This window comes from Serratia sp. NPDC087055 (genome assembly GCF_044900985.1).
Lineage (GTDB): Bacteria > Pseudomonadota > Gammaproteobacteria > Enterobacterales > Enterobacteriaceae > Serratia.
This window is the reverse complement of record NZ_JBJDOG010000001.1, coordinates 778,587-800,468: the sequence shown is the minus strand read 5'-3', so window position 1 is coordinate 800,468 and position 21,882 is coordinate 778,587. Positions and strand designations below refer to the sequence as shown.

21 protein-coding genes are annotated in these 21,882 nt (G+C 50.1%); 10 read left to right on the top strand and 11 right to left on the bottom strand.

The annotated features are described in order from the left end of the window. Positions 1–178: 178 nt before the first annotated feature. Together ACI2J2_RS03755 and ACI2J2_RS03750 are read left to right on the top strand one after the other, a co-directional pair. The gene (locus tag ACI2J2_RS03755; RefSeq protein ID WP_265553588.1) at positions 179–1,447 is read left to right on the top strand and encodes a YeaH/YhbH family protein; all 1,269 of its coding nucleotides are present in this window, start codon (positions 179–181) and stop codon (positions 1,445–1,447) included. Between the two features lie 488 nt (positions 1,448–1,935). Beyond that, a complete protein-coding gene (locus ACI2J2_RS03750; RefSeq protein ID WP_404759433.1) occupies positions 1,936–2,511 on the top strand; it encodes a type 1 glutamine amidotransferase family protein in 576 nt (191 codons plus the stop codon). 39 nt (positions 2,512–2,550) lie between these two features. Here the strand turns inward: ACI2J2_RS03750 and ACI2J2_RS03745 are convergent, their stop codons facing one another. The 6 genes from ACI2J2_RS03745 to ACI2J2_RS03720 form a co-directional block, all read right to left on the bottom strand. After that, positions 2,551–3,213 (bottom strand): anti-sigma factor domain-containing protein, encoded by a 663-nt coding sequence (locus ACI2J2_RS03745; protein WP_404759432.1) that lies wholly within the window; start codon positions 3,211–3,213, stop codon positions 2,551–2,553. Further along, positions 3,210–3,770, bottom strand: a complete 561-nt coding sequence (locus tag ACI2J2_RS03740) for an RNA polymerase sigma factor (RefSeq protein ID WP_404759431.1) — start codon at positions 3,768–3,770, stop codon at positions 3,210–3,212. Before ACI2J2_RS03740 ends, ACI2J2_RS03745 begins: the two co-directional genes overlap by 4 nt. 64 nt (positions 3,771–3,834) lie before the next feature. Then, positions 3,835–4,395 (bottom strand): fasciclin domain-containing protein, encoded by a 561-nt coding sequence (locus tag ACI2J2_RS03735; protein ID WP_209633935.1) that lies wholly within the window; start codon positions 4,393–4,395, stop codon positions 3,835–3,837. A 158-nt stretch (positions 4,396–4,553) separates the two neighbouring features. Further along, positions 4,554–5,243 carry an alpha/beta hydrolase gene (locus ACI2J2_RS03730; protein WP_404759430.1) on the bottom strand — a complete coding sequence of 230 codons (690 nt, stop codon included), beginning with the start codon at positions 5,241–5,243 and terminating at the stop codon, positions 4,554–4,556. A 157-nt stretch (positions 5,244–5,400) separates the two neighbouring features. Then, a complete protein-coding gene (locus tag ACI2J2_RS03725; RefSeq protein WP_404759429.1) occupies positions 5,401–5,952 on the bottom strand; it encodes a GNAT family N-acetyltransferase in 552 nt (183 codons plus the stop codon). A gap of 341 nt (positions 5,953–6,293) precedes the next feature. Next, positions 6,294–6,452, bottom strand: coding sequence for a YqaE/Pmp3 family membrane protein (locus ACI2J2_RS03720; protein WP_037419737.1), 159 nt, complete (start codon positions 6,450–6,452; stop codon positions 6,294–6,296). A 299-nt stretch (positions 6,453–6,751) separates the two neighbouring features. Between ACI2J2_RS03720 and ACI2J2_RS03715 the strand changes: the two genes are divergently transcribed. After that, entirely contained in the window at positions 6,752–7,825 is a 1,074-nt protein-coding gene (locus tag ACI2J2_RS03715) for an acyltransferase family protein (protein ID WP_404759428.1), read from the top strand. Positions 7,826–8,025: 200 nt separating this feature from the next. After that, positions 8,026–8,202 carry a GhoT/OrtT family toxin gene (locus tag ACI2J2_RS03710; protein WP_012145459.1) on the top strand — a complete coding sequence of 59 codons (177 nt, stop codon included), beginning with the start codon at positions 8,026–8,028 and terminating at the stop codon, positions 8,200–8,202. A 51-nt stretch (positions 8,203–8,253) separates the two neighbouring features. Here the strand turns inward: ACI2J2_RS03710 and ACI2J2_RS03705 are convergent, their stop codons facing one another. Together ACI2J2_RS03705 and ACI2J2_RS03700 are read right to left on the bottom strand one after the other, a co-directional pair. Continuing rightward, on the bottom strand, positions 8,254–10,371 hold the full coding sequence (locus tag ACI2J2_RS03705) for a TonB-dependent siderophore receptor (RefSeq protein ID WP_209633937.1): 2,118 nt from the start codon (positions 10,369–10,371) through the stop codon (positions 8,254–8,256). Between the two features lie 404 nt (positions 10,372–10,775). After that, positions 10,776–11,066: a hypothetical protein gene (locus tag ACI2J2_RS03700; RefSeq protein WP_209633939.1), complete on the bottom strand. Its 291-nt coding sequence runs from the start codon at positions 11,064–11,066 to the stop codon at positions 10,776–10,778. 171 nt (positions 11,067–11,237) lie between these two features. Between ACI2J2_RS03700 and ACI2J2_RS03695 the strand changes: the two genes are divergently transcribed. From ACI2J2_RS03695 to ACI2J2_RS03685, 3 genes are all read left to right on the top strand, one after another. Further along, positions 11,238–11,720 (top strand): hypothetical protein, encoded by a 483-nt coding sequence (locus ACI2J2_RS03695; RefSeq protein ID WP_265553607.1) that lies wholly within the window; start codon positions 11,238–11,240, stop codon positions 11,718–11,720. A gap of 341 nt (positions 11,721–12,061) precedes the next feature. Then, positions 12,062–12,622 carry a 3'-5' exonuclease gene (locus tag ACI2J2_RS03690; RefSeq protein ID WP_209633943.1) on the top strand — a complete coding sequence of 187 codons (561 nt, stop codon included), beginning with the start codon at positions 12,062–12,064 and terminating at the stop codon, positions 12,620–12,622. A 108-nt stretch (positions 12,623–12,730) separates the two neighbouring features. Beyond that, entirely contained in the window at positions 12,731–13,924 is a 1,194-nt protein-coding gene (locus ACI2J2_RS03685) for a multidrug effflux MFS transporter (protein WP_265553609.1), read from the top strand. A gap of 5 nt (positions 13,925–13,929) precedes the next feature. On the opposite strand, the gene dadX is transcribed toward ACI2J2_RS03685, so the two are convergent. Both dadX and ACI2J2_RS03675 read right to left on the bottom strand, forming a co-directional pair. Beyond that, positions 13,930–15,003 (bottom strand): catabolic alanine racemase DadX, encoded by a 1,074-nt coding sequence (gene dadX, locus ACI2J2_RS03680; RefSeq protein WP_404759427.1) that lies wholly within the window; start codon positions 15,001–15,003, stop codon positions 13,930–13,932. Positions 15,004–15,075: 72 nt separating this feature from the next. Next, on the bottom strand, positions 15,076–16,380 hold the full coding sequence (locus ACI2J2_RS03675) for a D-amino acid dehydrogenase (protein WP_265553613.1): 1,305 nt from the start codon (positions 16,378–16,380) through the stop codon (positions 15,076–15,078). A 538-nt stretch (positions 16,381–16,918) separates the two neighbouring features. Here ACI2J2_RS03675 and ACI2J2_RS03670 point away from each other — a divergent pair. Next, positions 16,919–18,454 carry a SpoVR family protein gene (locus ACI2J2_RS03670; RefSeq protein WP_037419977.1) on the top strand — a complete coding sequence of 512 codons (1,536 nt, stop codon included), beginning with the start codon at positions 16,919–16,921 and terminating at the stop codon, positions 18,452–18,454. A 62-nt stretch (positions 18,455–18,516) separates the two neighbouring features. Here the strand turns inward: ACI2J2_RS03670 and fadR are convergent, their stop codons facing one another. Then, positions 18,517–19,236 carry a fatty acid metabolism transcriptional regulator FadR gene (gene fadR, locus ACI2J2_RS03665; protein WP_037419750.1) on the bottom strand — a complete coding sequence of 240 codons (720 nt, stop codon included), beginning with the start codon at positions 19,234–19,236 and terminating at the stop codon, positions 18,517–18,519. 243 nt (positions 19,237–19,479) lie between these two features. Between fadR and nhaB the strand changes: the two genes are divergently transcribed. Next, a complete protein-coding gene (nhaB, locus tag ACI2J2_RS03660; protein ID WP_404759426.1) occupies positions 19,480–21,051 on the top strand; it encodes a sodium/proton antiporter NhaB in 1,572 nt (523 codons plus the stop codon). 124 nt (positions 21,052–21,175) lie between these two features. After that, the gene (dsbB, locus tag ACI2J2_RS03655; RefSeq protein WP_037419753.1) at positions 21,176–21,706 is read left to right on the top strand and encodes a disulfide bond formation protein DsbB; all 531 of its coding nucleotides are present in this window, start codon (positions 21,176–21,178) and stop codon (positions 21,704–21,706) included. Positions 21,707–21,882 lie beyond the last annotated feature (176 nt).

The window sequence follows — 21,882 nt, the reverse complement described above, 5'->3', positions numbered from 1 at the left end:
AAAGTCGTTGGCGGTTGTATCGACGGCAACTGAGCCTTTCCCCGGGTGCGTACAAAGAGTACGTGGCCTGGGGTAAGCCGGGAAACCAACCAAAATACAGCCTCAAGTATGGCGGATATAATGAGAATTGGCGTCATGGAGATGGCATAGCAAGTTGGCAACGTCGTTTGGGGGATGTATGGCGTATTTTATTGACCGACGGCTTAATGGCAAAAACAAGAGCATGGTTAACCGCCAACGTTTCTTGCGCCGTTATAAGTCGCAAATCAAACAGTCGATTGCCGAAGCCATCAACAAGCGTTCGGTCACCGACGTAAACAGTGGAGAATCCATCTCGATCCCCACTGGTGATATCAACGAACCAATGTTTCATCAGGGTCGCGGTGGCACACGCCATCGCGTTCATCCAGGTAACGATCATTTCGTGCAGAATGACCGTGTCGAACGCCCTCAGGGTGGCGGGGGCGGTGGCAGCGGTCAAGGTAACGCCAGCCAAGACGGTGAAGGCGAGGACGAATTCGTCTTCCAAATTTCCAAGGACGAATATCTTGACCTGCTGTTTGAGGATCTGGCGCTGCCGAATCTGAAAAAGAACCAGTATAAGCAGCTTACAGAATACAAAACCCATCGGGCTGGTTACACCGCCAACGGCGTACCGGCCAATATTAGCGTGGTCCGTTCGCTACAAAATTCGCTGGCGCGACGTACTGCGATGACCGCCGGCAAACGACGCGCGTTACATGCGTTGGAGGACGAACTCACCCAGATGGAAAACACCGAACCGGTGCAACTGCTGGAAGAGGAAAGGCTGCGCAAAGAAATTGCTGAATTACGCAAAAAAATCGAAAGCGTGCCCTTTATTGATACGTTTGATTTGCGTTACAAAAACTATGAGCGCAGACCGGAACCTTCAAGCCAGGCAGTCATGTTCTGCCTGATGGACGTTTCCGGCTCAATGGACCAGGCCACCAAGGACATGGCTAAGCGTTTCTATATCCTGCTCTATTTATTCCTGAGCAGAACCTATAAAAACGTAGATGTCGTCTATATCCGTCACCATACTCAGGCAAAAGAAGTGGATGAACAGGAGTTCTTCTATTCGCAAGAAACCGGTGGGACTATCGTTTCCAGCGCGCTGAAACTGATGAACGAAGTGGTTGAAGAGCGTTACGATCCTGCGCAATGGAACATCTATGCTGCACAGGCGTCAGATGGTGACAACTGGGCCGATGACTCACCGTTGTGTCATGAGTTGTTGGCAAAACAACTGCTGCCCATGGTGCGTTATTACAGCTACATCGAAATCACGCGTCGCGCCCACCAGACGCTGTGGCGGGAGTATGAAGACTTGCAGGCGAAATTCGACAACTTTGCCATGCAGCATATCCGCGAACCGGATGATATCTACCCCGTATTCCGCGAGCTATTCCACAAGCAGACCGTGTAATTAACATTGTGAATCGCAGCCGGCTAATCTCATTAGCCGGCTGTTTTTTTGCAGGATAAGCACGTTCTTTCAGCACCAAGCCTAAACGACGATAAGGCACCAAGCCTGACGCTTATCCTACAGCCCCACAATCCTCTTCTCTGCGAACATTCCGTGATCTTGGCGGGATAAATGCGTCGCAATTTTGTTGAGGATATTCTGATACCTGCGTCATTTCGTCTTTTCCCCTTGTCGCTGAAATTTAGCTGCGGTACTGTCGCCATCTGGACACACACCACACCAAAATCAGAATAGAATCCAGTTTGTCGCTATCATCCCTTAATCCCGCCGCTGTGCGGGATTTTTTTGATATCAGCCTTGGCAAGACAATGAGATAGCACGTCACAAACCCTACTGACAGAAATTGGCAGTGGCAGCCTTTAAGCTGGGTACTCCTGCGTGGGGTAACGCCTCGCTCCACGCCAACAAATGCAGGGAAAGACGCACCAATGAAACGCGCTATCACCGTTATTACTGACAACTTTTCCGATTGGGAAACGGCTTTAATCAACTCAACTTGCCGCGGTTATTATGGTTTTGATATCCGCTTTGCGGCCCCAAATGGTGACCCGGTCATCTCTTCCAGCGGTATGTTTGTGACGCCGCAATTGTCGATCGAAGCCATCCGGTTGGACGACATTGATTTGTTAATCATTTGCGGTGGTACGGCATGGCAGACAAAAGAAGCGCCTGATATTAATGGCCTGGTGGCTGAGGCATACAGCAAGAATATCGTTGTCGCAGGCATTTGCGACGGAACCCGGGTACTGGCACAGGCGGGCGTGCTTGATAACTGCCGTCATACCTCTAATTCGGCAGAAAACCTGTCATCAGTACCGGACTATCGGGGAGGTGCGCACTATCAAGACGTGCCTTATGCCGTGACCGATCAACGTATTGTGACAGCGCCGGGGAGTGCCCCCGTCAGCTTTATGGCAGAAATTTTAGCGACGCTGGGGATCAGAGACCACAACATTCAGGCTTATCTGGCAATGCACGCGGCTGAACACAGTAAGCCGGTTTAATCCGCTTGCGCAATGACCACCGCAACGGCCCATAAGTCACTACAGTGAAACGAGCTGCCCAGCATACAGAACTGGCCCTGTAGGCTGTCCAGTGGGGGATCCACCCGCAGGTTCCAGGCTGATGGCGATGGTCATTCCTTTGGACAACTGAAGCTGATCCAAAGTCAGCCTGGTCACGTCTCTCGCCGCAACCACACCAAGCGACACCGGTTTTTCCCCGACGGGTATCGCCCACAGTTGCAGACTGTTTGTCGCAGCAATTTGTTGTGGATTAACTGGGGTGAGTTGCAGATGTTTTACCGCTTTGTCGAGACTGACAATCCACTGCTCGCTACCGCGTTGCCCACTACTCAGCACCAACGCAGGGGTAAACTCCGGCGGTTGTGCGATAAAACGCGGCACCAGCACCACCGCGGCCAAACCCGCGGCGAGTGCCCAGGCGAGATAATCCCAGCGCCACTGGCGTTGGCGTGACAGCGGTGGCAGGCTAAGTTGGATTTTCTTCCATACCCGTTCCGGCGGCGTTATCGGGATCAACGCGTGATCAAGAGGCGCTAATAACTGCTGCCAACGTGCCACCAATGCGGCCAGCTCTGGCTCGTGGCGAATTCGCTGTTCCAGTTTGAATCTCGCCGGGCCGCGCAGCGTGCCTAACGCATACTCCGCAGCCAGGGCTGAGTCATACTCCCCCCGGTTTTTCATAATCCCACGCAGTCTTTTAGATGGTCGAGAGCTCGGCGGATCCAGCTTTTAACCGTGCCAAGCGGTTGTTGAAGATAAACGGAAACTTCACCGTGCGACATTCCCTGATAATATGCAAGCACGATACTTTGTCGTTGATCGGTGGGCAAATGATCCAGACACGCCGTGAGCTTTTCTCCCTCTTGCGAGCGTTCCAACGCCTCGGCTGGTTCAGCGAAACTGTCACCGTCACCATCAAAATCAACCAGCTCATCCTCGCGTTCTGCCGCCTTTCCGCCCGCACTTCGTAACCAGTCAATAGCGCGGTTGCGCACAATGTGTGTCAACCAGGTCAGTGGAGAACTGAGCAGCGGATCGTAACTGGCTGCCCGATTCCATACGCTGATGAAGCTCTCATGCAGCACGTCTTCTGCCCAAGATTGCCGCCTGAGGATACGCAAGGCAACGGCATACAAACGCGGTGACGTTTGGCGATAGAGTTGTTCAAAAGCCTGGCGATCGCCACGTCCAATGGCTTTCATCATCGCCACATCATGTTCTGGTAAGGGTTCAGTCATGTCCCATCCTGATTAAGGTGCGGGGGCTGTCGCTCAGGCCGCCCGCACCAAGTATAGACCCAATTTATTTAGGCATCAGGACGGTATCAATAACATCGATCACCCCATTATTCTGGAACACATCATAGGTGCTGATATTCGCAATATTACCCTTTCCATCTTTAAGCTGAATATTGTGTGGCCCATTGTTCATGATCCACAAAGGTTGCCCATTCACCGTTTTCAATTCTGCTGTTCCCTTGCCGTCATGGATTTTTTTCTCCAGTTGTTTCATGTCATACCTGCCTGCTACGACGTGATAGGTCAGCACGCTGGTGAGCAACGCCTTGTTTTCCGGCTTCAGTAAATTATCGACGGTACCCGCCGGTAATTTGGCAAAGGCAGCATTGGTGGGCGCAAAGACAGTAAATGGCCCTTTCCCCTGCAGAGTATCCACTAACCCAGCAGCCTTAACCGCAGCCACCAGGGTTGAATGGTCTTTGGAGTTAACCGCATTTTCGATGATATTTTTACTCGGATACATGGCTGCACCACCGACCATAACCTGATCACCCATCATGGCAGCAGCAGACACACCGCTGAACAAGACTGATGCACATAAAACGCCAGTAATAAGCTTTTTCATGACCATTTCCTCGAAGGTAAGGGAGGTAAACTTTTGCCTCACATTCTGATATACGTACGAGGAGATGCTTTTGGATGCAGCTGGAGAGAAATTATTTAAGCAGTCAATCTCTATAAATGAAAAACCCCACGGCAGTGGGGCCTTGAAGCGAACAACCTTTACGAAGCCTTCGCTGCTTCATCAATTAAAGCCGCCACTTCCTGAGGGTGCGAAGCGAGAGAGGCATGACTGGCATTCAAGGTAATGACTTTTTTCGCTTTTAACCGCGCTGACATTCGCTGTTGATTCTCTGGCGCAATCATCCGGTCATTACGGGAGATTTGATACCATGATGGTTTGTGCTTCCACGCAGGCTCAGTAATAGCATTACCGAAGGTACTGGCCAACGGCGCCTTTTGCGTCACAGCCATCACCAGAGCTTCATCGGCAGCAAGATCCTGACAGAAGCTTTCGTGAAATTTATCCGCTTTGATCCATAAATAACCGTCACTGTCCGGCATTAGGTTCACTGCCGCAACGGGAGGATGTTCTTGCGTAATTCCACCCGCGCTTTCACCCGCGTCCGGTGCAAACGCGGCGATATACACCAACCCGACGACGTTCGGTAGATTACCCATTTCACTAATAACTGCACCGCCATAAGAATGTCCGACCAAGAGCACCGGGCCGCCCTGCTGTGCGACCATCTTACGCGTGCGTTCAGCATCATCAGCCAACGATGTCAGCGGCAGTTCTACGGCGTGAATGGAGTCATATCCCTTACGCGACAATTCGGTAATGACGTTGCTCCAGTGCGCTGCACCGCCCCAAAATCCATGAACCAGGACAACTGTGGGTTTTGTCTTCATTACTGATTCCCTCTTTAACGTGGAGGCGCTACGTCAAACTCGTTCATTGAGTGCTGTGATCCTCTCAGCATCCTCTGCCCTGAATCAAAACGCCTTATATGCCCTGTTGTATATAGTGCACACCTATCGTTTTCAGCAATAGCTCCGAATAGTTAACTTATGGGGCATCCCTCCTCGCACTCCATTCGGTACGGGTTATTTCCCAGATTTCCGTAAGCATGCGGCCACCCACATAGTCATTTTCTTTTGTTGCGACCACACGCATACCGCTCTGCATAGAAATAGATCGTGACGCCAGGTTATCCTTTGCCTTGGGCACCCTCAACACAGTTTGCTCCAGCACATTGAACCAGTAATCTGTCACGATCTGACTGGCTTCCGTCATCAATCCCTGACGTTGCCATTCTTGGGCAAGCCAGAAACCCCGGTTGCTGCCACCGTCAAGACTCAGGTTAATCACACCGATCAAATGCCGTTCATCCTCTTGGCGCCGGATAGACCAAAACCAGCCAGTCCCTGCCGCCATCGCCGGTAATGCCACATGATTGATAAATTCAAGCGCGGCACCATCAGGGTATGGCCAGGGTATTTGGCATGTCATATGACGTACGATTTCCCATCGTGGAAACAAACGCTGAATATCTCCAGCATCGGCACGCTCCAATGGGCGTAATACCAATCTACCGCTGACTAATACAGGAATATCCAAGGGAAAGTCTCCAATACTTAGGGCTGGTCTGGCGGCAAAGCACTCCTTCGCTGACATTAAAACTAGGATTTATACCCATTACGATCTAAAATCTCATGTAAAAACAATAAGAAGTAATTCCACCAAAATCGAAAGGGAAGTTTTACATGAAGGAAATGATCTCTATCCTTTTTATCGCAGGCCTTTTGGCCATGCTGTTTTCATGGCTGTTTGTCTATGGCCTCAACATCCATTAGGGTTCCATAAAATAAAAAACCCCGACATGTACAAACGCCAGGGCCTATTGTGCTACACGACATTCACGGATGCATTTCCATTGAAAACACCGGGAAATTAGACAGTTATTGCTTCGTCTGGATCCAGAATGCGTGGATCAACCCTGGGAAGTAGCCCAATAAGGTTAAGATGATATTGAGGATAAACGCCCCGCCGATGCCTTTATCAAGCAATACACCCAGTGGCGGCAGGATGATGGTAAATACGATTCTCCAAAAGCCCATAATTGCACCTCATTTTGTTCTACATGACACCAACATATTACATTATCTTAACATTTTCAAATGGCAAGACAGTATCGGTATCAAATCATGGGTGTGAATTTCATTATGTCATATACATAGATCATGCCATTTATCACATGGAACAATTTCTGTACCGATGCATGAACACATAACTTAACTGAAAAAACGACTCATTTATGTAACAATGATGCTTCATGTACATCGCTATCGTACGGTGGATGAGTTGGATTTATACTATAAGAAACCGGTTAATCATTTGAGTGAGCAAGAATCAACCAATGTCAAATAAAATGAATCCCTGGCTGGACGTTTGCCGTTCTATGGCAATATTACTGGTTGTATTCTCCCACGGTAGAACCTTCCTTACTCCAGTGATTCCACATGCGCAGACACTCAAGTTTGGCGGTTTTTTAGGCGTGGAGCTATTTTTTGTTTTGTCTGGTTTTTTAATAGGTCGCATACTCATAGATAAAACAAGAAATGCTACCACACCAATGGGCTGGATTACCCTGTTTTGGGCTCGTCGATGGTTAAGAACATACCCTAGCTACTTGCTTTTTCTAATCATTAACTTACTAATCTTAAATAATATAAGGCCCGATGTCTTTCCTCAATTGATACGGTATATTACATTTACCCAAAGCCTGCTCACTCCTCACCCAAGCTTCTTTGGCGAGGCATGGAGTTTAGCCATTGAGGAGATATTTTATTTTCTGACACCGATACTCCTTGGTGTACTCCTTAAAATTACCGGTGATTTTAAAAAATCATTGGGGCTCACCCTTCTTATTTTATTTATCATTCCGTTAGCCCTAAGAATCAATGCCGCAACAACGACTATGACCTTTAATGAGATAAGGTCAACGGCTTTATTTAGGGTCGACTCCCTCATGTTCGGCGTTTTGGCAGCTTGGGCCTATCATGAGTCAATGCAATTGAGAAACCTGTTAATAAAGGTCTGTAGTTTAGGCATTCTATTGTTTCCATTAGTTATTTATATCGCCGCGCAACCAGATACAGTAATGGACGAAAATAGATTTCTGAAAATATTCTTTTTCAACATAGCTAACATAAGCTGCATTAGTTTGATAATCTTAGGGATAAATTTACCTGTTAACAAATATGTAACTTACTGCTCATCTAGAATTGCCCGCTGGTCTTATGCAGCTTATTTAACAAATTTGCCAGTACTATTCCTAATTCACCGTCTATTTCCACAACCTGTGGGGTTGAGTTCACACCTGATTATTTGGTTTATATTTACTCTCAGCGTATTTTTTTCCGCATTTATTGTTTATACATTTTTTGAGCGTAAAGTACTCACATATCGTGATCGGGTGTTTAACCGCTAACATAGACGGAGTTTGCTTTTGGTACAGTACCTCACCTTTCTCTGTCCTAATAAATGAGAAGTGTCAGTACATTATTGTAAAAAGCCATTATAAACAAAGGGGTCTTTAGGATGAGAGCGCATAAAAAACCAATAAGCATTGATTATGTAGAATTAAGCTCCTAGAATTCACAGATTAAAAATACATCTGGGATCGGTTTCATGTCGTCGCTGTGGGTTGCAACACAATACTTTTATTTAATTGGCCTGTTAGTCTCTATGATTTTTACCTACCTGGTCAGTCGGGACACGATTAAGATTCGTTTTATCAGTGCATTAACGATTGGTTTGACCTGGCCTCTGAGCTTGCCTGTAGTGTTGATGTTCTCCTTGTTCTAACGCTATAGAAACCGCCCCGCCAAACATCGACGGGGCGATATTGCCCTTTCTTTAGAAGTCGTATCCGACCGTTGCCACCAAGGTACGCTCCGCTCCCCAGTAACAATAACCGGTGCCGTAACACGCAGCAACGTACTCTCTGTCCGTCAGGTTATTCACGTTCAATTGCACATAGGCACCTTTCAACGACGGATTAACGCGGTCTAAATTCATTCGTACCGAGGCATCGAGTAGCGTCACGGAAGGAATACGCAGCGTATTTTCATTGTCCGCCCACTGTTTACCGATGTAACGCGCCCCAGCCCCCACCTCAACGCCGTAAGCCGTCGCGTATTTTCCCCACAGTGACGCCATTTGTTCTGGCACCAAATACGGTGTATTGCCGTCGTTGCCATCAATTGCGTCTTTGAACTTCACTTTGTTATAGGTATAGCCAGCAATCAGATCGAAACGATCGGTGATCTTGCTGCGAGCCTCGAGTTCAACACCTTGAGAATGCACCTTACCGGCAGGCAGATAATAACTTTGCTGTACAACGCGGTTGGCTACATCTTTCTGCGTCAAGTCATAAAGCGCCACGCTGTAGATTGATGAACTGCCTGGCGGCTGGTACTTCAAACCCACCTCATATTGCTCGCTGGTGCTCGGTTTCAACATATGTCCGTTCTGATCGGGCAGCGCCTCCGGCGTCACCGCCGTGCTATAACTGGCATAAGGTGAAAAACCACTATCAAAATGATAAAGCAACGACGCACGTCCGCTGAAGTTATCATCACTACGCGCATCGCTAGTGCCCGTGTTGAGCACCGTATTTTTTGAATCTATGCGGTCAAAACGGCCGGACAGATTCAGATACCAGTTCCGCAGACTGATTTCATCCTGTAAATACACCCCCGTCTGCTCATAGTGACGCCTGGAATCGGTATGCGTCAGATGGGTTAACCCCGCGCCACCGGACACGCCGGTATAGGGATTCAACGTAGAAGCCCCTGCTGACTCATCCCACAGATTGTTACGAAAGCGCTGGTAATCCAGCCCCAGCATCACTTTATGTTCCAGCAAGCCGGTAGCAAAATCAGCTTCAAGTTGATTATCGACAGCAAATGCATCCAACGAGGTCGCGGAACCGCTGTAATAGCGGTTCAACAATTGGTGTTCTGGATCCCAGCCAATCTGGTATACCTGCTGTAATTCAACATTGGAATGGGTATAGCTGGCATTTTGCCGGAATGACCAAACATCGTTAAAACTGTGTGAGAAAACGTAGCTGTAGATTTGTTCCCAGCGTTTGAACACATTACGGCTGCTTTCGCCGTCGAAGAACCCTCGGCCCAGTTTGTCTCCTGAGCTTGAGTAAAGGCTCCCATCTGCCGGCACCGCGCTGTGATAGCCGCCAGAAGGATCCTTTTGCAAATAGGCTTTTAACAACAACGAGGTATTCTCGTCCGGCTGCCACAGTAATGACGGTGAAATAGCATAACGTTCTTCGCGCTGGTGGTCATACATGGTTTCACTGCTGCGCGTCATTCCCGTCAAGCGATAAGCCCATTGATCCGATAATGGCCCTGTCACATCAAAGGCACCGCCTTTAGTGCTATTGTTACCGGCACTGAGATTAACGTGCCCCTGCGTGTCGAACTGCGGCCGCTTGGACGTGAGCGCGACCAACCCACCCGGAATGCTTTGCCCATACATCACCGATGAGGGCCCTTTAATAATATCGATACGCTCCAGGAACCAAGGGTCAACCTGCAAGGCATTGTAAGTGCCGCCGTCACTCAACAAACGTAAACCATCAAGGAAAGTATTATTAACGTCACCACCATGAAAACCACGTAACGCAATGGTGTCATAGCGCGTCGCACCACCGGAAAAATTGGTAAAGACACCCGGTGCATATTTCAACGCATCGTTAACCGTCTGGCTACTCTGATCGGTCATCTGCTGGCGCGTAACCACCGAGACAGACTGCGCCGTCAGGACCAGGGGGGTATCGATTTTAGTGGCTCCCTGGCTGGTAGTGGCCTGGTAGCCTTGTGTTTGTGCCTCTGCCGTGTCTGCGGTTTTTGCCGTGACGACCAACGTATCTTCAGCTAACGACGTCAATGGCAGGAAGATCGCGAATGCACATAAAACACGCGACCTTTTGACAGGAAAAATAATCGACATGCTTGTAATCCCTAGTAAATATCATTAAATCGCACTCTATGAGCCAGCTCGCCCGTTACAACGAGTAATGCGTCCACAGAGGCTTACAAAATGTAAATACTAATGATAATCACTCTCTTTATCCATAATGATTTACACTATACGTTGGCTTTTTATGAGCCTCCGAAGTGACTCAGCCCACGGGTGCCCCCATAGTCAGAATGGACATATCTTATTGAAAATAAAAAAGTGCCAGCTCTAGGCTGGCCATAGAAAAGGAGTAAATGTGACAGGTACGTACCGGATTGGGTGGCGCATAAGGGGCTATCCCTTCTCACCCTTCCTCGTTAAAAATGATAACGATTATCATTATATTTTGAAAGGTGCTTAGTATCTACAACTTTTACAGCATTGAGCAGTGACCTTCAACGAGGTCTGGTGAACCGGGCATACAAACGTCCTATCGCAAACAGCGTTCCCCAAACCAGAACATTCAACCCACCCCATACGACGAATACGTATATAAAGGTTTGATAAATGGGAATGCCCCGATCGGCGGAGAATGGATTAAAATGCCAAAATCGAATAATGACGAAAGGGTTTAAGTTAAACCACTTAAAAAAGAAAGCGACCAGCATTGGCGGAAGCAAAAAATAAAGACCCAGCGTAAAAATCAACAGATATGCTGCGAAGCGGCTATTTTTATAATCTTTCATATCAATGAATTACCATTAGAATTCAACTATTAACGCCAAAGGCCGTATTGTCCGATACAGACCTGACATACCTTGATTAGTTCCCATTCGGGGCCAAAATAAAGCCTGTTTGGCGTTTCAAATTCATTTAGTTTTTGGGTGCTATAACGCTAGTCAGCTCAGGAGGCTTCAATGATACCGGACTATTGCCCTATACCACCAACCCCCAAAAAACTCAAAGTCATCTATGGCTGGTATATATATACCGTCTATGCACAGTTGATCTTTAATGTTTACCTGGCGGTATATAACGGCTGTGTCAGGCACCCGATTGAAGCGCCGTTGATCTCAGTGTGCCACAGCCTGTTCATCGCATTTATTCTCTATCAGGTGTTGAAAAAACGCACGCATTTCGCGTGGGTTATGTTGGCCTATTACATTCTGATGCGACTGTATTACGCCAATGTGCTGCATATCGAATTCAATGCATGGAGCCGTGGGCTGGTATTCATTTTTCTGACGCTGCTGCTTACGGGCACCGTCGCCGTAGGGCAACTGGCAACGCCACCCCTGCGTCAAGATTGGTTGGCACGCCTGGGCTGGCGGCAATGGATAACACTGGCTAGTTTGGCAGGCATATTGACACCGTTGATTACCATCGATTATTTGGGCTGAGCGCCGGTCATTGTCTTGGGATGTGAGGCTCAGAGATATCTACCAGACGGCATACTTTGGTGTAGTTGTTAGACTTTTCACATATTTTATCAGTGACAAAAACGCCAAGGTAGCTCAATACCAGCAGATAACCGACCATACACAAAATGAAAATAAACGTTCTCACCGATAGAACCAACCCGACAACAGAACCCTGAGTATCATACCTCGGTTACCCTGCCTTAGACTATTTCAAAGTATTCTTTAAATCCGCCGGTCATTTCAGACATACAGGCCTGACGGCGCATCCTCGCCCGGTTTGTAGTAAGATTATGCACGACCTCACTTAGCCGGGAGCCCCAATGCACCATCTCATGTTAGACATTGAAACGCTGGACATAAAGCCAAGCGCTGTGATTCTGGTCGTTGCCGCTGTCTTTTTCGATCCCCAAACCGGCCAACTGGGCGCCGAGTTTGAAAACGCCGTGAGTAGCCAAAAAGATCAACCCGGCAGGACCATCAGCCTGGATACCGTCGCCTGGTGGGCGAAACAATCAGATGGAGCCCGTAAGCTGGCTTTCGGTGGCACTGAGACACTTAAACGAACGCTGACCAACCTGAGCCGGTTTATCCATATGAACAGCACCGACCCGGTAAAAGTCTGGGGTAACGGTAAAGAATTCGACTGCGCCATTCTCGAACATGCCTTTCAGCAGCTTGAAATGCCGTGCCCCTGGAAGTTTTGGGATACGCAAGACGTTCGTACCGTGATCACGCTGGCCGAACTGCTGGGTTTCAATCCCAAGAAGGAACGGGCATTCGAGGGCACGCCTCATCGCGCCTTGGATGACGCCAAACATCAGGCGCGCTACGTGGCAGATACGATCTCAGCACTTTACTACCGCAAAAACTCTGCACTGTAAGCGGAGCAGACAGGCGAAGCGATAACCAGCCTATGTTTTGCCCCTTTCTATTTAACGCCAGAGTCTCTACTCTAGCCCTCTTTGTCACTCGGACGTGCTGTTTTTGTTATGCAAAAATTTCTGTTTCTGCTTCTTAGCCTGGTACTTCTCGGCCCGCTGGGCATCGATCTTTATTTGCCGACTATCCCCGCGATCGCTCTCGGCCTTAACAGCAGCGAAGCGCTGATTCAGTCCACTATTTCGTTGTTCATTCTGGTATTGGGCCTTGGGCAGATTATCGCCGGCCCGTTGGTGGATAACTACGGTCGCAAGCCGGTGGCGTTGGCAGGTATTGTTATTTATATGCTTGGCGCGGCCATGGCGGCGTTGGCAACCACGCCAACGGTGTTTGTTGCCTCACGGCTGCTGCAAGGTGTCGCGGTTTGTTGCACTGCGGTAGTGGCATTCAGCGGTGTGCGTGACCGAATGAACGGTGACGATGCGGCGCGCGCCTTTGGTTTTCTCAACGGCACGCTGAATATTATCCCTGCACTGGCACCGCTGCTCGGCGGTCTGCTAGCTGAAGCCTTTGGCTGGCGCGCACCGTTCTGGTTCCTGGTGTGTTACGCCCTGGCTGTCTTGATACTGATCGCCCTGCGGCTGCCAGAGACTCGCCCGGCGGATACTGTGCGTGTCAAAGGATTACCGGTGCGACAATATGCCCGAATTCTTAGCGACCGCCGCTTTTTGTCCTTCGCCGTAGTTAACTCTGGGGCGATGGGGATGGCGCTGACGTATGTTTCGCTAGCGCCTAACGTGTTGATGGGAACCGCCGGCCTAACCCCGTTGCAATTCTCACTGGTGTTTGGCGCTAACGGCTTTTGGATCATGCTGGTGAGTTTTTTCGCCAACCGGATTATTCACAAGGTCGGGCGGCCAGTATGCCTTGCGACCGGCGGGCTGTTGATGGGCATCGGCTGTGTTGGATTGCTGCTTGGCGTGTTCTTGCTGTCAGGCCCGGCGCAAACTCACTGGCTGGCTTATATGCTGCCTGTCGCCTGTGCCTGCGCAGGGCTTGCCTTTGTGATGGGGCCGGCAACCAGCTACGCGCTGGAGCCGTACTCTAACGAGGCTGGAGTTGCCTCTGCCCTGGTGGGATTTGTACAGATGGCCGGTGGTGCGGGGCTAGGCTTGTTGGCAATGGCACTGCCGTTGCAACCCAAGCTGTCACTCGCACTGGTGATGCTGGTGGGTTGCCTGCTGGCGCTGCACGCGCGGCAGCGCAGCAAGCAAATTAAAGGTCAATTGAAGAAAGTCGCCTGAGGCTTTTAAGCCTCAGTGGTCACGGGTACCCTGGCGGCCAACGCCGTCAGTAATTCATAGCCCAACGTGCCTGCCGCGGCAGCAACATCGTCAACCGGCAGGCGTCGTCCCCAAAGCTCTACTTCCGCCCCAATTTGGGCATTTGGGCATAGCGTTAAGTCAACCACCAGCATATCCATTGAAACCGTACCCAACGTCCGCGTCAGCACACCGTCTACCCAGACAGGTGTCCCGGTCTGCGCATGGCGCGGATAACCGTCTGCATAGCCACAAGCAACTACGCCAATACGCTGCGCACCTTCGGCACGGTAGCGCCAACCATAGCCAACCTGATCGCCGCGTTTCAACGTTTGAATCCCTATGATCTCGCTGCTCAGCGTCATGGTGGGCTGCAAACCGCTCTCCGCAATGTCACGCCATTGCCCGCTGGGCGAAGCGCCATAGAGCACAATACCTGGCCGCACCCAGCTACCATGGGTTTCTGGGTGCCACAACGTGGCGGCAGAGTTAGCTAAACAACGCGGCAAAGGGATAGACGACGCCGCGTCTTCAACAACCCTCATTTGCTCTACCACTCCCTGAGGGCCATCAGCAGTGGCGAAATGACTCATCACCGTCATGTTCGCAATATTGCTTATCTCCCTCGCTTTCAACCAAACCGCGTGCAAACGTTCCGGTGCAAATCCCAGACGATTCATACCGCTGTTCACTTTCAGGTAAACATCCAGTGGCGCCGACAGTTTAGCTTCAGCTATCGCCGACAATTGCCAATCACTGTGCACCGATGTGGTCAAACGATAGCGATCGAGCAAGGCCAAATCTTGCGGCTTGAAAAAACCTTCCAGTAAAAGAATCGGCCCCTGCCAGCCAGACTCTCTCAAGGTAATGGCTTCAGCGAGATCCAACAGAGCAAAACCGTCGGTCTGTGCCAAACTGCGCCAAATATGTTTAATACCATGACCATAGGCATTGGCCTTTACGACCGACCAGACTTTAGCGCTGGGGGCAAAACGCCGAACAACCTGCAGGTTATTTTCAAATGCGCCAAGGTGCAACGTGGCGGAAATCGGGCGAGGCATGGGCACTCCTACGGGCCTGCGAATGCCGTCACGGGACAACGCCCGTGACGACAACATCAATAAATTGGGTTCTTAACGCGCGGGATGCACATCATTTAAAGGGCCGGCGTAGCGGTTATGAAATCCAGCGCTGTATCGCGCCACCCCCAGGTCCTCCGAAGGAATAGCCGGCGTGATACCGGAAATGAGATCAGAAAGTAGCTGCCCAGAACCGCAGGCCATTGTCCACCCCAGTGTGCCGTGTCCGGTGTTCAGGAACAGGTTTTTCAGCGACGTTTTACCGACAATCGGCGTGCCGTCCGGCGTCATCGGGCGCAGACCTGTCCAGAACGTCGCATCTTCCACCCGCCCACCGTTAGGGTAAAGATCGCGTACTACCATCTCCAGCGTCTCGCGCCGTTTTTGCTCAAGCTGGGTATTAAAACCGACAATTTCCGCCATGCCACCGACGCGAATACGCTGGTCGAAACGGGTGATGGCGATTTTGTAGGTTTCATCCAGTACGGTCGAGAATGGGGCAGCAGCCTCATCCGTGATCGGGATGGTCAGTGAATAGCCTTTCAGCGGGTATACCGGGATCGACACGAGGTCGCGCAACAGCGCTGTGGAATAGGACCCGAAAGCAACCACGTAACTGTCAGCCTTGAAGATTTCGCCGCCGCACTGTACGCCACTGATTTTATCGCCTTCAACCAGCAAGCGATCAACGCTGCGGTTATACAAAAAGGTGACTCCTGCTTGTTGTGCCAGTTTAGCCAGTTGCTGGGTAAACAGTTGGCAATCACCGGTTTCGTCGTTTGGCAGTTGAAGCCCGCCGGTCAGCTTGTGCGCGACCTGGGCCAATGCGGGCTCAACGCTGGCCAGTTGGTTCGCTTCCAACAGCTTGTAAGGCACGCCGGCATCTTCCAGAACAGCAATATCCTTCGCTGCACTTTCAAACTGTTGCTGCGTTCTGAACAGTTGCAGCGTACCGCCTTGGCGGCCTTCATACTGGATGCCGGTTTCCTGGCGCAATGCTTTGATACAGTCGCGACTGTATTCTGCCAACCGCACCATCCGCCCTTTATTGGTCATATAGTGTTCAGTATTGCAGTTTTTTAGCATCTGCCACATCCAGCTTAACTGGAAACTGCTGCCATCAAGACGAACAGCGAGCGGCGCGTGGCGCTGGAACATCCACTTGATCGCCTTCAGCGGCACACCCGGCGCCGCCCACGGAGCCGCATAGCCCGGTGAGATTTGCCCGGCATTCGCTGCGCTGGTTTCCATCGCCGGACCAGGCTGACGATCAATCACTGTGACCTCATGCCCCGCCTTCGCCAAATACCAGGCGCTCGCAACACCCACAACTCCACTACCTAAAATTACCACTCGCATCGCTGACTCCAGCTCAAGGCATCACAAAGCATAATCTTCTGCTCACAGGAAATTAACTCAGTGGAAAAATCCGTCCAACATCTTAGTCATCAAACGTGACAACATTCACAATTAATTTATCGTTCATGGCCGGTTCTTTTGCAATAGCTACCTATAAATAGCGATAAGATGTTGTGAAAGCCCGATTTTAGAGCGAAACAATGACCCATATGCTATCAATGACAGCATTGATAGCATAGAAAAAAACCCTAGTACGCAACATGGATTTAACAGAACATAAAAATGAAACACCCGCACATAAACAGAATAAAAAACCATAAAAATGACATTAAACTGCCATAACCTTTTGTAAGCCTTCAGCCCCCCTACAGCAGAAAAAACTCACGATAAAAGCCCTCAGGTACATCATTATTGGGAATCGGCGAGACAGATCGTTGAATTTTTAAGCTTTATATCATTATTCCCTCTGCCCAGATTGAGCTACGATTGATCTAGGGTCTGCCGTTTGAGCAAGGTCCGTAATAACGAGGGTGCGCTGATGACTACTTCAACACATGACAAGGTCAAGGAAGATAAACGTCTGAGTGATGGACCGGACTGGTCGTTCGAGCTGCTGCAGGTGTACCTGGAGCACATCGATCGCGTGGCCAAACATTACAAGCTAGACACCTATCCGCATCAGATTGAGGTCATCACCTCTGAGCAGATGATGGACGCTTATTCGAGCGTCGGCATGCCGATTAACTATACCCATTGGTCATTCGGTAAAAAATTCATTGAGACCGAGCAGCGTTATAAACATGGGCAGCAAGGCCTGGCCTATGAAATTGTGATTAACTCTAACCCCTGCATCGCGTATCTGATGGAAGAAAACACCATCACCATGCAGGCATTGGTTATGGCGCATGCCTGCTACGGGCACAACTCCTTTTTCAAGAATAACTATTTGTTCCGCAGTTGGACCGATGCCAGTTCTATTGTCGATTATCTGTTGTTCGCCCGTCACTACATCAGCCAGTGCGAAGAACGCTACGGGGTTGAAGAGGTAGAGAAGCTGCTTGATTCCTGCCATGCCTTGATGAATTACGGCGTTGATCGTTACAAACGACCGCAGAAGATTTCATTGGTTGAAGAAAAAGCTCGCCAGAAAAGCCGCGAAGAGTACCTGCAAAGCCAGGTAAATACGCTATGGAAAACCCTGCCGCGTGTCGAGCGTGAAGAGGCCCCTGAGCAAGCTCGCCGTTATCCAAGTGAACCTCAGGAAAATATCCTCTATTTCATGGAGAAGAATGCACCGCTGTTGGAACCGTGGCAGCGCGAGGTTCTGCGCATTGTGCGTAAAGTGAGCCAGTATTTTTATCCGCAGAAGCAAACGCAGGTGATGAACGAAGGCTGGGCGACATTCTGGCACTACACCATCCTTAATCATCTGTACGATGAAGGCCGGGTCACCGAACGTTTTATGCTGGAGTTTTTACACAGCCACACTAACGTGGTGTATCAACCGCCTTACAACAGCCCTTATTACAACGGTATTAACCCGTATGCACTGGGCTTTGCCATGTTCCAGGACATCAAACGCATCTGCCAATCGCCAACCGAGGAAGACCGCTATTGGTTCCCGGACATCGCTGGTAAAGATTGGTTGGAAACGCTGCACTTCGCCATGCGTGACTTCAAGGATGAAAGTTTTATCAGCCAGTTCCTGTCACCGAAGATCATGCGCGACTTCCGGCTGTTCACCGTGCTGGATGACGATCGTAATAACTATCTGGAAATTGCGGCAATCCATAATGAAGCGGGTTACCGGGCGATCCGAGAAGAGCTTTCAGCGCAATATAACCTGAGTGACCACGAGCCAAACATTCAGATCTGGAATGTGGATTTACGTGGCGATCGCTCATTAACGCTGCGCTATATCCCGCAGGACCGTGCACCACTGGACAAGAGCCGGCGTGAAGTGATGAAACACTTACACCGTTTGTGGGGGTTCGACATTATTTTGGAACAGCAAAACGAAGACGGTAGCGTCGAGCTACTGGAGCGTTGTCCGCCGAGGCCCACACCGTTATAGCCTTACAACCATAACAAAAGGGGCGCCATTGGCGCCCCTTTTACATCATGCGGGAATGTTGGTTAACGACGCGCTTCGGTCAGATCACTCGGCATGGTGCCTTGCATGCTCTGCCAGATAGCACCGCTGTCTTTACCGTAGTTACGCACGCAATCCATTACCTGATCGTACGACTTCTCATGACACAGCGTTGACAGCTTGCTGTAGAAGGTCAACGCCAGTTTGCGCGATTCAGGGTTTGAGAAATAGTAGCGGCCAACGCGGGTATATAACCCTTTCAACCCGTTAAAAATCAGGCCGTAAATCGGGTTACCGGAGGCAAACGCCAAACCACGGAAAATTTCGTAGTCCAGCAGATTGAAAGCATCAGCTTGATCTTCCACCTGGGTGGCTTTCGCTAACACTTCCTGAGCGGCCTCTGGATGATTACGCACCGCTGCGCGAATAAAGATCGCCGCAATATTGGTGCGAACAGACAGCAGGTTGTCGATCAGTTGCGGGACGCTTTGGTGATCAAGGCGTGCCACTGTCTCAAGAATATTAAGGCCTGAGGTTTCCCAGAAATTATTTACTTTGGTCGGTTTGCCATGCTGAATGGTCAGCCAGCCATCACGGGCCAGGCGTTGTAAAACTTCGCGTAACGTGGTGCGTGTAACACCAATCAACTCTGAAAGCTCACGCTCCGCGGGCAAAATAGAGCCAGGGGGGAAGCGATTATTCCAGATACTCTCGATAATGTATTCTTCCGCGAAACCGGCAGGACTCTGCGCCTTTATGACCATGTGTTTGACGTTCCGTAGCGACGATAATGAGTAATAGTAGTCGGCTGATCATACCAGATCGCCAAAGCATGACATAGCGTGAGCGAAAAACATTAAACGAAACTGTGCATAAAGTGGCAAAAATTGTGCAAAAACACCGCGTCAGAGAAATTTCACGTCGTAAAGCAAGCCCAGGTTGCAACTGCCCCGGCAGCATTGTTAGGGTATTATGCGATAACTTATTTTCAGGACGTATAACGCATAATGGAAACGACCTTACGCAGTGCCCTGGTGAAAAACTTCCTTGGGCAATCACCTGACTGGTACAAACTGGCCATTCTTATTTTCTTGGTGGTCAACCCGCTGGTTTTCTTTTTCGTCGACCCGTTCATTGCCGGTTGGCTGTTTGTCGTCGAATTTATTTTCACCCTGGCTATGGCGCTGAAGTGCTACCCCCTGTTACCGGGCGGTTTGCTGGCGATTGAGGCCGTGCTAATCGGTATGACCAGCCCCGACCGTGTAAGCGAGGAAATTGCTCATAACCTGGACGTCCTGCTATTGCTGGTATTTATGGTGGCAGGTATTTACTTTATGAAGCAGTTGCTGCTGTTCGTCTTCACCAAGCTACTGCTGAACATTCGTTCTAAAATGCTGCTTTCTTTGGCATTCTGTTTTGCGGCCGCGTTATTGTCAGCGTTCCTCGATGCACTGACGGTCGTCGCGGTGGTTATCAGCGTCGCAACCGGATTTTATTCGATCTACCACAACGTGGTGTCGAACCCGTCCGACGGCAATGCCGACGTCAATGATGACAGTGGGCTGATAAACGACGATAACAAACAGACGCTGGAACAGTTCCGTGCCTTTTTACGCAGCCTATTAATGCACGCAGGTGTCGGTACCGCGCTGGGTGGCGTAATGACCATGGTGGGTGAACCACAAAACCTGATCATTGCCAAAAGCGCCGACTGGGGGTTTGTCGACTTTTTCCTGCGCATGTCACCCGTGACTCTACCGGTACTGGTCTGCGGCCTGTTGGTCTGCCTGCTGCTTGAGCGTTTCTGCATATTCGGCTACGGGGCAAAACTGCCGGATCGCGTACGCGAAGTGCTGACAGAGTTTGATCGCCAGGCGACTGCCGGGCGCAGCAAACAAGAACAGGTTAAGTTAGCGGTCCAGGCACTTATCGGCGTTTGGTTGGTTGTCGCGTTGGCCTTTCACCTTGCGGAAGTGGGCCTGATTGGCCTGTCGGTGATTATTCTCGCCACTTCCCTGTGTGGTGTCACCGATGAGCACGCCATCGGCAAAGCCTTCCAGGAAGCCCTGCCCTTCACCGCTCTACTGACGGTATTTTTCACCGTGGTGGCCGTGATCATTGAGCAACACCTGTTTACCCCAGTGATTCAATTTGTTCTGCAGGCAGAGCCTTCTTCTCAACTTTCGCTGTTTTACCTGTTCAATGGCCTGCTGTCTTCAGTCTCTGACAATGTGTTCGTCGGTACGGTTTACATTAATGAAGCACGCGCCGCGTTTGAAAATGGTGCCATTTCTCTGAAACAGTTCGAAATGCTGGCGGTCGCCATTAACACCGGGACCAATTTACCGTCGGTCGCCACGCCAAATGGGCAGGCCGCCTTCCTGTTCTTGCTGACCTCCGCCCTGGCACCACTGGTACGTTTATCCTATGGGCGAATGGTATGGATGGCGCTGCCCTATACTGTGGTGTTAACGCTGGTCGGGCTACTGTGCGTACAGTTTACTTTGGCGCCCGTGACCGATCTGCTTACCCAGTGGCATTGGTTGACGTTGCCGTCCATCGACGCCGCTGTACGCTAATCCTGTAAACCCTCTCCGCTGCCAGCGACTATTTTTGTGCTGAATACGCCTCAAGTGGCTGGCAGCAGGGTTGAATTGGTTTACACTGCCGGTTCAATTGCTTACTGCATGGAAGAATAAATATATGTTGCAATTCTTTAACCGTTGCTCGCAGGGGCGCGGTGCTTGGCTGTTGATGGCCCTGACTGCATTGGTACTGGAATTAGTTGCACTCTACTTTCAGCACGTAATGCTGCTGCAACCCTGTGTGATGTGCATTTACGAACGCTGCGCATTGTTTGGTATTCTGGGCGCCTCGCTGCTCGGAGCCATTGCACCCAAAACGCCGCTGCGCTATGTCGCTATCCTGCTGTGGATTTACAGTGCCTGGGAAGGCCTGCAACTGGCGTGGAAACACACCATGATCCAGCTGCATCCTTCGCCGTTTAATACCTGCGATTTCTTCGTCAGCTTCCCTTCTTGGCTGCCACTGGATAAATGGCTACCGGCGGTGTTTCATGCGTCGGGCGATTGCTCCGTGCGCCAATGGGAGTTCCTGACGCTGGAAATGCCACAGTGGCTGGTCGGCATCTTCACTGCGTATCTGCTGTTCGCCATTATCGTGCTGCTCGCACAATTTGTTCGTCCGCGACGTCGCGACCTGTTTGGCCGCTAAGCGCGAAAGAATAAAAAACGGCGCCCCAGGGCGCCGTTTTTTATCGAGTTACTGATGATCTTCAGAGGTAAATCGGTATTAAGTATGTGTAAGGTAATAAACAAGCACAATCAGTGCACCAGCCACGGCAAACAGACGTATCATTTTCATTGTTTTACTCTCGGAACTTAGCGTGA

Excerpts from the sequence above, each read along its gene's own strand:
- ACI2J2_RS03705 (WP_209633937.1), bottom strand. The coding sequence starts at position 10,371 with ATGTCGATTATTTTTCCTGTCAAAAGGTCGCGTGTTTTATGTGCATTC.
- ACI2J2_RS03740 (WP_404759431.1), bottom strand. The coding sequence starts at position 3,770 with ATGACTGAACCCTTACCAGAACATGATGTGGCGATGATGAAAGCCATT.
- ACI2J2_RS03750 (WP_404759433.1), top strand. The coding sequence starts at position 1,936 with ATGAAACGCGCTATCACCGTTATTACTGACAACTTTTCCGATTGGGAA.
- dadX (WP_404759427.1), bottom strand. The coding sequence starts at position 15,003 with ATGCCTCGCCCGATTTCCGCCACGTTGCACCTTGGCGCATTTGAAAAT.
- ACI2J2_RS03690 (WP_209633943.1), top strand. The coding sequence starts at position 12,062 with ATGCACCATCTCATGTTAGACATTGAAACGCTGGACATAAAGCCAAGC.
- fadR (WP_037419750.1), bottom strand. The coding sequence starts at position 19,236 with ATGGTCATAAAGGCGCAGAGTCCTGCCGGTTTCGCGGAAGAATACATT.
- dsbB (WP_037419753.1), top strand. The coding sequence starts at position 21,176 with ATGTTGCAATTCTTTAACCGTTGCTCGCAGGGGCGCGGTGCTTGGCTG.
- ACI2J2_RS03675 (WP_265553613.1), bottom strand. The coding sequence starts at position 16,380 with ATGCGAGTGGTAATTTTAGGTAGTGGAGTTGTGGGTGTTGCGAGCGCC.
- ACI2J2_RS03710 (WP_012145459.1), top strand. The coding sequence starts at position 8,026 with ATGTCGTCGCTGTGGGTTGCAACACAATACTTTTATTTAATTGGCCTG.
- ACI2J2_RS03700 (WP_209633939.1), bottom strand. The coding sequence starts at position 11,066 with ATGAAAGATTATAAAAATAGCCGCTTCGCAGCATATCTGTTGATTTTT.
- ACI2J2_RS03670 (WP_037419977.1), top strand. The coding sequence starts at position 16,919 with ATGACTACTTCAACACATGACAAGGTCAAGGAAGATAAACGTCTGAGT.
- ACI2J2_RS03685 (WP_265553609.1), top strand. The coding sequence starts at position 12,731 with ATGCAAAAATTTCTGTTTCTGCTTCTTAGCCTGGTACTTCTCGGCCCG.
- nhaB (WP_404759426.1), top strand. The coding sequence starts at position 19,480 with ATGGAAACGACCTTACGCAGTGCCCTGGTGAAAAACTTCCTTGGGCAA.
- ACI2J2_RS03745 (WP_404759432.1), bottom strand. The coding sequence starts at position 3,213 with ATGAAAAACCGGGGGGAGTATGACTCAGCCCTGGCTGCGGAGTATGCG.
- ACI2J2_RS03720 (WP_037419737.1), bottom strand. The coding sequence starts at position 6,452 with ATGGGCTTTTGGAGAATCGTATTTACCATCATCCTGCCGCCACTGGGT.
- ACI2J2_RS03755 (WP_265553588.1), top strand. The coding sequence starts at position 179 with ATGGCGTATTTTATTGACCGACGGCTTAATGGCAAAAACAAGAGCATG.
- ACI2J2_RS03715 (WP_404759428.1), top strand. The coding sequence starts at position 6,752 with ATGTCAAATAAAATGAATCCCTGGCTGGACGTTTGCCGTTCTATGGCA.
- ACI2J2_RS03695 (WP_265553607.1), top strand. The coding sequence starts at position 11,238 with ATGATACCGGACTATTGCCCTATACCACCAACCCCCAAAAAACTCAAA.
- ACI2J2_RS03735 (WP_209633935.1), bottom strand. The coding sequence starts at position 4,395 with ATGAAAAAGCTTATTACTGGCGTTTTATGTGCATCAGTCTTGTTCAGC.
- ACI2J2_RS03730 (WP_404759430.1), bottom strand. The coding sequence starts at position 5,243 with ATGAAGACAAAACCCACAGTTGTCCTGGTTCATGGATTTTGGGGCGGT.